The sequence below is a fragment of the Mycobacterium sp. genome, from assembly GCF_035623875.1.
In the GTDB taxonomy this organism is placed as follows: domain Bacteria; phylum Actinomycetota; class Actinomycetes; order Mycobacteriales; family Mycobacteriaceae; genus Mycobacterium.
On sequence record NZ_DASPSP010000275.1, the window covers coordinates 1 to 9,440 of the forward strand.

Here is a 9,440-nt window from a genome sequence, read left to right on the forward strand (position 1 = left end):
TTGACCAGCTCCTGGTCGGTCGCCCTTGCCGTGCAGGCGATGAAGCGTGATCAGATCGACCGAGAGCCCCGCCTCCTGCTCGGGGGAGCGGTCACGGGTCTGATGTTCATGGTGTCCAAGTCGGCCGAGTACTTCCAGAAGTTCGCCCACGGCATCACCCCGGGCACCAACCCCTTCTACATGTGGTACTTCACGCTGACCGGTATCCACCTCGCACACGTTGTGGCAGGTACCAGCCTGCTCACCTATTTGTGGGTCAGGTCGCGACGCGGCACCTACGACCACTTGCACAGGGCCGTGCCGGAAAGCGTGGCCTCATTCTGGCACCTGGTCGACCTGTTGTGGGTCGTGCTGTTCCCCTTGCTCTACCTCATGAAGGCGGTCTGATGTCGGTATTGCGTGAGCGGGTCACCTGGGTGTGGTTGGGGCTGATGGCTTTAACCTGCATTACGACGTGGGGACTATCCAAGGATCTGTTCAGTCCCGCCGTTGCGGTGGTCGGGATCTTTTCGATCGCCGCCGTGAAAGTCAGGTACGTGATGCTGGACTTCATGGAGCTGCGCCAGGCACCGCTCCCGGTGCGCGCGGCCTTCGAGGCCTGGCCCGCGGTGGTAGCAGCGGTGATCCTGGGCTTTTGGCTCGCAACGCCAGTCATCATGTGAGGAGGGCCAGGCAATGCCGAGTCAGCGAAGTCTGCGTGAACGGGCGCCGGCCCGATCTAAGGGCACGAGTGCTCCGGATAGCCCCAGTGACGCCGACGTTCGCCGTGGGGTCGCGGAACTCGCGGCCCGTCTAGGCGATCGGCTGCCCGAGTTGGTGTCGGCGATCTCGGCGTCGCTTCGCGATGACATCCCCGAGCTACGCGATGAAGCACAGATCCCGCTGCTAAATGCGGGCATCGAGGGCAACGTGACGACTGCTCTGTACGCGTTGGGCCACGACACGCCGGTCGAATGCGTCCGGGCGCCAACGGCGGCGCTTGAGCAAGCGCGTCGAATCGCCCAGCAGGGGCTTCCGGTAAATGTTCTGGTCCGCATTTATAGATTGGGGCAGCGTAGTTTTACGCATCTGGCACTCAGCGAGCTGCAGCGGATCGACGTCTCGCCGCATGCACGAGTCACCATTGTGGAGAGGATGACCGAGACGCTGTTCGCGTATGTCGACTGGATGTCTCAACAGGTCGTCGAGGTGTACGAAGAGGAACGCGAGCGGTGGCTGGAAACCCGAAATAGCCTGCGCGCCTTGCGTGTTCGAGAAGTGCTGGCCGGGCGTCAGTCGGTCGATATCGATTCGGCTATCACCGCGATTCGTTATCCGCTGAGATCGCATCATGTCGCGCTGGTTGTGTGGTATCCGGCTGCCACTGGTGAGGCGGATGAATTGGCCCGAATGCAGCGGTTTGTGCGAGAACTGGGAGTAGCAGTGCAGGCCAGCGCGGCTCCGTTGTTCATCGCCACCGATCGCTCGACCGGGTGGGCATGGCTACCCTTCCAGGTCGCCCCTGACGGGATTGCTGCATGGGTACGGACGTTTTCGTTACAACACGAGGATTCGCCGAGCGTCGCGATCGGTTCGCCGGCCGCTGGCCTCAAAGGGTTTCGCCGATCGCATGCTCAAGCAGACGCGGTCCGAGGGGTTGTCCTAGCGCGCAACGACGCAAAGCCGACTGTCGCGGCTGATAGTGATCCTGGGCTCGCGGCCGCAGCGCTCGTATCCGAAAACCTCGAAAGAACCCGTGTTTGGGTCGCCGAGGTACTGGGCGGCTTGGCCGCCGACACCGACAACGATGCGCGGCTGCGGGAAACATTGCGAGTGTTTCTCAACGGCGGTTCGAGTTACAAGCTTGCGGCCGATGAACTGACACTGCATTTCAATACCGTTAAGTACCGAGTGGGGCGCGCGTTGGCAAGGCGGGGTAGACCGATCGCCGACACCCGGTTCGACGTCGAACTGGCCTTGTTGCTCTGTCATTGGTACGGCAACGCGCTTCTACCTCCGCCCAAGCCTTGAAGGCTATCGACTTGGTCGGTGAGCAAGGTGAGATCTTGGATGCCGTGGCTTTGGCGGATGGGGCGCTACCCACCAACGTCTGTCTTTGCCCGGACTCCGCCGACCAAACTTCTCGTCACCGCGTCTTTCCACCAGGCGTTGCTGAAAGTCCAGTTGCCTCAACATAACGATCACCATGAGTGACAGCCGACGCCGAGTGGTCGTAGTGGGGGCCGCATCGGGAATCGGTGCAGGCACCACCGCTCATTTCCACGTTCGCGGCGACCATTTTCTGGCTGTCGATCGGCGCCAGCACAGCACCCCCGCTTCGGAATACGCCGACTGCGATCTATCGAAGCCGGAAGAAATCGCCAGTCTCGTCAGCCGGATCGGTACGGGCTGGGACGTCCTCGCGCATGTCGCAGGAGTGCCTGGGACCGCACCGGCGGTGGACGTGCTCAAGATCAACTACCTCGGCATGCGGTTGATGATCGAGCAGATGTTGCCGGTGATGGAGCCCGGCGGCGCCATCGTCACAGTCGGTTCGACGGCCGCCCTCGGCTGGGAACAACGCATCAACGCGATGGCGGCGGCACCTGTTCGGGAGCGACCCGACTCTGCGAATGACTGGCCCGGGCAGGCCAGTTCTGGCGCGCACGGGCCGCCCGCCGGGCGGGCTGGCTGCCGATACTTTCAGACAGGTAGCGAAACTGCGGAGGCGTTCATGCACATCACTGTGGACTACGACCTGTGCGAGGGCCACGGACAGTGCCTGCTGGCAGCACCGGATGTGTTCGATATCCCCGACGGTGCCGAGCAGGTGGAGGTGTTGACGCCGGATCCGCCGGAAGCTGACCGAAACTTGATTATTCGAGCGGCCGCAATGTGCCCCGCCCAGGCGATCCGAATCCTCAACTGAGCCCGTCGGCGTCGGCGAGATGGTCGAGCAGCCCGTAGCGGCCGGCCATCGTGGCGGCGGCGATCCGGGTGCTGACGCCGAGTTTGTGCAGCAGCGCGGCGACCATCCTTTTGGCGGTACGCTCCGAAACCAGCATGCGCCGGGCGATGTCTACGGTCTCCATGCCGGTAGCCACCAGCGTCCAGAGTTGAAGATCCTGCGCGCTGAGATTTTCCAGCAGCGCCGCCGGCGGCTTGCGCGTGTTTCGCAGTAGGGCGTCGAGCAGGGCTCCGTCGATGACCCGCAAACCTTCGGCGATCGTCCACAGCGGGCCGGCAAGCGCTTCGGGTCGAGCGGTCTTTGGGAGGAATCCGTCGGCACCGGCGCGCAGTGCCTCCTCGGCTAACCCGAGATCGTCGGTCCCCGACAGCGCCAGGATCCGAGTTTTGGGGTGGCGCGCCTTGATCTGACGGATGGCAGCCACTCCGCCGAGCGGTGGCATGGACAGGTCGATGATCGCGACATCGGCACTGCACCGGGCAACCAGGTTTGCGGCCTCTTCGACGTAGGTCGTTTGGCCGCCGACGGTAAACAACTCGCCCCATTCGCGCGTGAGCAGCAAGGCCAGGCCCTGCGCGAAGAGCTCGTGGTCATCGACGATCACGACGACGTGTGGCGAGCGGGTCATTGCCGCGATGCTAGCCCGAACCCTATGGTCAGCCGGGTGAGACTGCTGAATCAACTCAGGAATGGAGTGGACTTCGGGGGCGAGGACTACGGGCTGGCCCGCATCGTCGTCGCGGTCCGGGTCGCCGTGGTGATCTCAATCGGAGTGCTGCTGGGGATCGGACCGGACGGGGTGCGCCAGCAGGTCGTGGCGACGATCGCGGTGTTGGCTGCCGCGATGGTGTACTCCGCGGTGCTGCTTGCCAATCCGCATCTGGAGGTTCGGCGCACCCGCTACTCCTGGGTTGTCACCGGCTTCGACTCGGCGTTCACGCTGGGGCTCATCGCGCTAACCGGTGGGCTGTACAGCCCTGTTGTCTCAGTGCTGGTGTTGGTCGTGATTGCCTCGGCGGCTCGGCTGTCGTTTATCGAGACCTTGATGTTGGCCGTGTTGCTGGGCATCGGGTATGTCGTTGTGGCGCTGCGACCTGCGCCTGCGGCGGCGGTGGCGCTCGCGCCGATGTTGCAGAGTGGTTGGGCGGCGCTGTACCTGCTCTTCGCCGCCATTCTCACCGCAGGCCTGTCGACAATCGCCGAACGTGAACACCGATCCAGAGTCAGGGCGCTGGTGGAGGCCGAAACCGAACACGCCGCCGCTGAGGAGGAACGCGATTTGCGGGCACGGCTGTTGCGGTCTTACCAGTCGCAACAGGACGGATTGCAGGTGCTGGTGCACGAATTCCGCACGCCCATAGCCTCATTGGAGGCGTTGACGGATGCGCTGGCGTCGGCGCGTCCTATGTCGGAGTCCGACCGCGACACCAGCCTTCAGTTGGCGGCTCGTCATGTCCACCATTTGGGCGACATGCTCGATGCGCTGTCGGATGTGGCGCTGAGCCGCCGCCCGACGTTCTCGGCGGGTCGCGTCCGCCGCGTCGACGTCACCGAACTGATCACCGCGGCCGCCGACGCGATCGGCCTGACGCCACCGCGGCTGCGACTGGCCGTCAGCGGCGATGTTGGCGAGGTGGCGGTGAACGCCCAGGGGCTGCGACGGGTGCTGACCAATCTTTTGGAGAATGCGTCCCGACACGGCCGGGATGCCCCCATTGAAGTCACTTACACGCGTCGCGGTGACGATCTCGTCATCGGTGTCCTTGACCGCGGTCCCGGTATCCCTCCCGAAAGCCTCGGCGAGCTGACCACTAAGTACGTCAGCGTCGGCGGCCAACGTGGCACGGCCGGGCTGGGCTTGTGGATCGTGCAGCAGATCATCGAGGCGATGGGCGGCCGTGTCGACTTCGCCGCACGTGATGGCGGCGGGCTTGTCGTGACCCTTCGCGCTCCCATCGGCTGATTCCGAGGCCTTGACGCTGGCCCGCGTAGGCCAGAGATTGGCACGCGCGTCGGTGCGTTCCCGTGGTCGTGGTGGCCAGCATTGAACCAAAGCCGCGTCACGCACCCCACAACGACGTGCCCGCGGCGGTGAGAGAGGGACCACCATGACCGCAAACGTCGTCGCAACCACCCACAAGGACATCGACCTGAGCGCGCGCTCGTTCTGGGCCAAACCCCACGACGAACGCGATGAGGCGTTCGCCGTCCTGCGCCGTGAGGACCCGGTGTCGTGGAGCCGCCCGGCCGAATCCGATCTGCTGCCACCCGAACTCAACACGAAAGGGTTTTGGTCGCTGACCAAGCACGAGGACATTCGGATGGCCAGCCGGCACACCGAGATCTTCTCGTCCGCACAAGGCATCACGATGGAGGACTTCGCCCCCGAGATGCGTGAGGTCGCGCAATCGTTCATTGCGATGGACGCTCCACGGCACACTCAACTGCGCGGTATCACTTTGGATGCGTTCAAGCCGAAGAACATGCGTCGGCTGGAGGGCTGGATCCGTGGGCACGCCCGTGATCTGGTCGGCGAGATGGCCCACCTGGGCGAGGGCGATTTCGTGGAACTGGTGTCGGTGAAGCTGCCCTCACGGATCTTCGGCAGCTTCTTCGGCCTGCCGCCGGGTGAGGTGCATGAAAAGACGATCAACGCTGCCCAGCGGCTGCTTGGCTGGACAGATCCGGAAATCTGCGCCGGCCGAACCGGTTTGGAACTGTTCGCCGGTGCGGTGATGGACCTGCACGAGACCGCCGAGCTGTTGATTCCGCAGCGTCGCGCCAACCCCGGCGACGACTTGCTGACTTGGATGGTGCAAGCCGAGTTCGACGGCAAGAAGATGACCGACGACGAGCTCAAGGCGTTCTTCGTGCTGCTGGCCGTTGCCGCCAACGACACCACCAGGCACGCTTCGGCACACGCGATCTACACCTTCTCCAGGTTCCCCGACCAGCGGGCGCTGCTTGTGGAAGACGTTGCCGGGCGGGTGGATACGGCGGTCGAGGAGGTGCTGCGTTGGGCGTCGCCGTTGCTGCACATGCGCCGCACCGCCATCCAAGATGTCACTGTGCGGGGTTCGGAGATCAAGGCGGGCGACAAGGTCGTGCTGTGGTACATCTCGGGCAACCGCGACGAAGATGTCTTCGAGAACCCATTCAGGTTCAATATCTTGCGAAACCCGAACCCGCACATCGCGTTCGGCGGCGGCGGCCCGCACTTCTGCCTCGGTGCGGCGCTGGCGCGCACCATGCTGCGCTCGCTGCTGACCGAGGTGTATACCCGTATCCCCGATATCTCGGCTCCCGAGCCCAACTTCCAAGTCGCCAACTTCATCAACGGCATCAACAGCCTGCCGGCGACCTGGACCCCCGAACGACACTGACGTGAGGAACATTCGATGAAAACCAAAGCTGCGGTGCTGTGGGGCCTGCACCAGCAATGGGAAGTCGAAGAGGTCGACCTCGACGGCCCCAAAGAGAACGAGGTGCTGGTCAAAGTGGCTGCCGCAGGCCTGTGTCACTCCGACGATCACCTCATCACCGGTGACATGCCGATGCAATTGCCGGTGGTCGGCGGGCACGACCGCACGATCCTGTCTTCGACCTCGGCGCTGACCGCGTGTCGATGGTGGTGGGGGCGCCGGGAGCGCGGCTAAAACGCCGCCGCCCCGTCGGCGTGGTAGCGGCTGACCAACTGGTGTACCCAGTACCGAGAGAGCCCGTAGTCGCGGGCGACCTCGCTTTTGCTACGCCCTTCCAGCACGACGGCCGTGATGACCAGCTGCGCCTTCGACATGGCTGACCTCCCGCAACAACAGAGGTGTCAACTATGTCGCGAGACATCTGTCAACCATGTCGTGGAATCAGACACTGTCAGCCCGACCAAGGAAAGTGGCGTTGACCTGCGCAAACGTCGTTCGAACGATCGAGTCGACTGTTCGAACAGCGAGCGATTTGTCACAGATTGGCACCAGCCGCGAGAAACTCGTTGCGAAAGATTGTTCGGCCGAGGCAGCGTGCTGGGCGGCAGCGCCTGGCCCCAGTCCTGGAGGTTGGGTGGCCCGATTTCGGGCGGGTAGATCGCTCCTTAGCTTCGATACCTCGACGGTGGCGGTCGGACATCGAAGCTTTCGAGCAGCACGCGGAGCACGATCTTTGCTTTTAACCGAGCGAGCGCGGGCGGCGGGGAGTCAGTCGCCTGACATCAGCTCGGCTTTGATTGCGGCCAAGTCGGCCTTGTCCTTTTCGTCCAGCTGGGGATACGCCGGCGCCAGCTCCTTCATCGCCTCCAGGATGATCGAGAAGGTCGAGATGTGGGAGAACCACTTGTGGTTGGCGGGGACCACATGCCATGGGGCGTAGCCGGTGCTCGTGTGGGTCAACATCTCTGAAAACGCTTCTTGGTACTTGTCCCAGTACTCCCGCTCCTTCATGTCGGCGGCCGAGACCTTCCAGTTCTTGTCTTCGTCGTCGATGCGTTCGAGGAACCGCTTCTTTTGTTCAGCGCGCGATAGGTGCAGGAAGATCTTGATGATCAACGTGCTGTTCTCGCTGAGATACCGTTCCCAGTCGTTGATTTGGCGGTAACGCTGATGCCAGATGTGCTTGGAAGTGAGATCGGCGCTGCGCGGCCACAGCAGCTCGGGGTGCACACGGGTGACGGTCACGTTCTCGTAGTGAGAGCGGTTGAACACCGCAATCCGGCCTAGTTCCGGGACAACGAGTTGGTGGCGCCACAGGTAGTCGTGTGAGCGCTCCTTGGTGCTGGGCGCTTTGAAGCTGTAGACGTCCACACCTTCCGGGTTCACCCCGGACATGACGTGTTTGATGGTCCCGTCCTTGCCCGCGGCATCGATCGCCTGCAGGACGAGGAGAAGGGCATGATCGGCTTGGGCATAGAACTTGTCCTGTAACGCGAACAGCTCCTGCTTGGCTTGTTCGAGCGCGATCTCGGCGCCCTGCTTGCCGAGGTGGTGGTCGGCACGGCCCGGATCAAAGTTGTGCTCGAGATCGACCGTAGTGCCGGGCTTGACCCGACACGCCGCAGCCAATTTGCGATAGTCGATCGATATCCCCGAAGAGTTGTCGGACACGATGCCTCCAAGCGCATGCCTGATTGGTGACGGATATCGCGACGATAGTTGCCTGGAACCCTGCGCCACGACGGCAATTCACCGGTTCTCACCAATTCCTAGGGCGGTGTCGAAGTCGTGGCCGATGACGCACTGCTAAAGACGCAGGGCCCGGGCTGTCGCGGTAGCCACGTCACCTCGCAGACTCGAGATCGGTGGACTGCCTCGCAGATGGATTGAGTTCGCGAGCAGAATCACGTAGGTACCTGAGCCTGGGTCCAGCCAAACCGACGTTCCGGTAAAGCCGGTGGCGCCAAAGCTACCGATGGGAAAGATCAGGCCTCGCACGGAATAGACCGTATCGATATCCCAGCCGAAGCCGAACAGGTTTTGTCCCTTGATCGCCGGATAGTTCGGGGCGAGCAGCGGATCTGTTGTGTTTGGCGTCTTCGCGATGGCTTTCCGGGCGGCATCGTTTGCCGCTTCGGCCTGTCCAACGGTATGTCCGGGTTGCTGAGGGGTCGTCATCAACTCCAGCGTCGCTTGCTTCAGCGGAAACTTGCTCGGGCGATCCGCAAGCCGATCAAGCAGGGCCTGCGCATAGCTGCTGACATCGTGCGCCGTGGAGAACACACCGGCATGCCCGGCCACCCCACCCATCCGGCGCGCCGTCGGATCATGCACGGTGCCCCGAAGCAGATAGCCGAAATCGGGATTCTGGCCCGGATCGGCGTTGCTTTGGTCATCAATTGCGGTTGGTGCGATGCGCGCCAACACACTGGTGCTCCAGGTACCTGCAGGACAGGCCACCCGCATGCGCCCCTTGGGCGCGGGAGCCCAGGCAATCGCAGCTCCGCGCATCGCGTGCGGACCGCATGCTTTGGCCGGCGGAAGATAGCGGGTCTCTTGCATACCAAGCGGCGCAAACACATTCTGCTGAACGTAAACGTCTTCTGCTTCACCGGTGAGTTTCTCGATCAGCGCGCCAAGCAGAATGTAGTTGATGTCGGAGTAGCGGAAAACCGCACCGGGACCCGACTGCAGCGGCGTGGTAAGCGCACGACGAATGCCCTCTGCTTTATCGGCTGCGTCCAGTCCCCACGGATCGTGCAGATTGACGTCGTCCGGTTCGCCTGACGTGTGCGTCAGCAACATCCGAACCGTCACCTTTGCGCGAAGTAGATCGTTCGCAGCGTTGAAGGCAGGCAAATACTTCTGCACGGGATCGTCGAACGCAACCTTGCCTTGTTCGTAAAGCTGCATGACGGCAGTCGCCGTCGCGAGACACTTCGTCAACGACGCCACGTCGAAGATGGTGTCCTCGGTCATCGGCTCCGCACGTGCGGGCGATCCATCGAGCCCCGGTTCGCTGGCAAGCTTGCGCGAACCATAAGCCCGATGGAAGACGATCCTGCCGCCAT

At 63.0% G+C, this 9,440-nt stretch carries 10 protein-coding genes and 1 pseudogene; 7 read left to right on the forward strand and 4 right to left on the reverse strand.

Annotation, left to right across the window (positions count from 1 at the left end):
• The 4 genes from VEI45_RS22325 to VEI45_RS22340 all read left to right on the forward strand — a co-directional run.
• On the forward strand, positions 1 to 387 hold a 387-nt coding region (locus VEI45_RS22325), incomplete at its 5' end, for a cytochrome c oxidase subunit 3 (RefSeq protein ID WP_324856710.1).
• A complete protein-coding gene (locus VEI45_RS22330; RefSeq protein ID WP_324856711.1) occupies positions 387 to 662 on the forward strand; it encodes a cytochrome C oxidase subunit IV family protein in 276 nt (91 codons plus the stop codon). The genes VEI45_RS22325 and VEI45_RS22330, both read left to right, overlap by 1 nt.
• A gap of 13 nt (positions 663 to 675) precedes the next feature.
• Positions 676 to 2,010, forward strand: a complete 1,335-nt coding sequence (locus tag VEI45_RS22335) for a PucR family transcriptional regulator (RefSeq protein ID WP_324856712.1) — start codon at positions 676 to 678, stop codon at positions 2,008 to 2,010.
• Between the two features lie 175 nt (positions 2,011 to 2,185).
• Positions 2,186 to 2,908 carry an SDR family oxidoreductase gene (locus tag VEI45_RS22340; protein ID WP_324856713.1) on the forward strand — a complete coding sequence of 241 codons (723 nt, stop codon included), beginning with the start codon at positions 2,186 to 2,188 and terminating at the stop codon, positions 2,906 to 2,908.
• Here the strand turns inward: VEI45_RS22340 and VEI45_RS22345 are convergent.
• The gene (locus VEI45_RS22345) at positions 2,901 to 3,575 is read right to left on the reverse strand and encodes a response regulator transcription factor (protein ID WP_324856714.1); all 675 of its coding nucleotides are present in this window, start codon (positions 3,573 to 3,575) and stop codon (positions 2,901 to 2,903) included. The genes VEI45_RS22340 and VEI45_RS22345 overlap by 8 nt on opposite strands.
• A 36-nt stretch (positions 3,576 to 3,611) precedes the next feature.
• Here VEI45_RS22345 and VEI45_RS22350 point away from each other — a divergent pair, with 36 nt between their 5' ends.
• The 3 genes and pseudogenes from VEI45_RS22350 to VEI45_RS22360 all read left to right on the forward strand — a co-directional run.
• Positions 3,612 to 4,910, forward strand: a complete 1,299-nt coding sequence (locus VEI45_RS22350) for a HAMP domain-containing sensor histidine kinase (protein ID WP_324856715.1) — start codon at positions 3,612 to 3,614, stop codon at positions 4,908 to 4,910.
• Positions 4,911 to 5,055: 145 nt separating this feature from the next.
• A complete protein-coding gene (locus VEI45_RS22355; RefSeq protein ID WP_324856716.1) occupies positions 5,056 to 6,330 on the forward strand; it encodes a cytochrome P450 in 1,275 nt (424 codons plus the stop codon).
• 15 nt (positions 6,331 to 6,345) lie between these two features.
• A pseudogene (locus VEI45_RS22360) lies at positions 6,346 to 6,531 on the forward strand (alcohol dehydrogenase catalytic domain-containing protein); the annotation flags it as partial.
• Between the two features lie 68 nt (positions 6,532 to 6,599).
• Here VEI45_RS22360 and VEI45_RS22365 read toward each other — a convergent pair.
• From VEI45_RS22365 to VEI45_RS22375, 3 genes are all read right to left on the reverse strand, one after another.
• Positions 6,600 to 6,743: a helix-turn-helix domain-containing protein gene (locus tag VEI45_RS22365; RefSeq protein ID WP_324856717.1), complete on the reverse strand. Its 144-nt coding sequence runs from the start codon at positions 6,741 to 6,743 to the stop codon at positions 6,600 to 6,602.
• A 394-nt stretch (positions 6,744 to 7,137) separates the two neighbouring features.
• Positions 7,138 to 8,040, reverse strand: a complete 903-nt coding sequence (locus tag VEI45_RS22370; RefSeq protein WP_324856718.1) for a PPK2 family polyphosphate kinase — start codon at positions 8,038 to 8,040, stop codon at positions 7,138 to 7,140.
• Between the two features lie 135 nt (positions 8,041 to 8,175).
• Positions 8,176 to 9,440 (reverse strand): serine hydrolase domain-containing protein (locus VEI45_RS22375; protein WP_324856719.1); only part of this gene is annotated, 1,265 nt, incomplete at its 5' end.

Excerpts from the sequence above, each read along its gene's own strand:
- VEI45_RS22330 (WP_324856711.1), top strand. The coding sequence starts at position 387 with ATGTCGGTATTGCGTGAGCGGGTCACCTGGGTGTGGTTGGGGCTGATG.
- VEI45_RS22335 (WP_324856712.1), top strand. The coding sequence starts at position 676 with ATGCCGAGTCAGCGAAGTCTGCGTGAACGGGCGCCGGCCCGATCTAAG.
- VEI45_RS22340 (WP_324856713.1), top strand. The coding sequence starts at position 2,186 with ATGAGTGACAGCCGACGCCGAGTGGTCGTAGTGGGGGCCGCATCGGGA.
- VEI45_RS22345 (WP_324856714.1), bottom strand. The coding sequence starts at position 3,575 with ATGACCCGCTCGCCACACGTCGTCGTGATCGTCGATGACCACGAGCTC.
- VEI45_RS22355 (WP_324856716.1), top strand. The coding sequence starts at position 5,056 with ATGACCGCAAACGTCGTCGCAACCACCCACAAGGACATCGACCTGAGC.
- VEI45_RS22365 (WP_324856717.1), bottom strand. The coding sequence starts at position 6,743 with ATGTCGAAGGCGCAGCTGGTCATCACGGCCGTCGTGCTGGAAGGGCGT.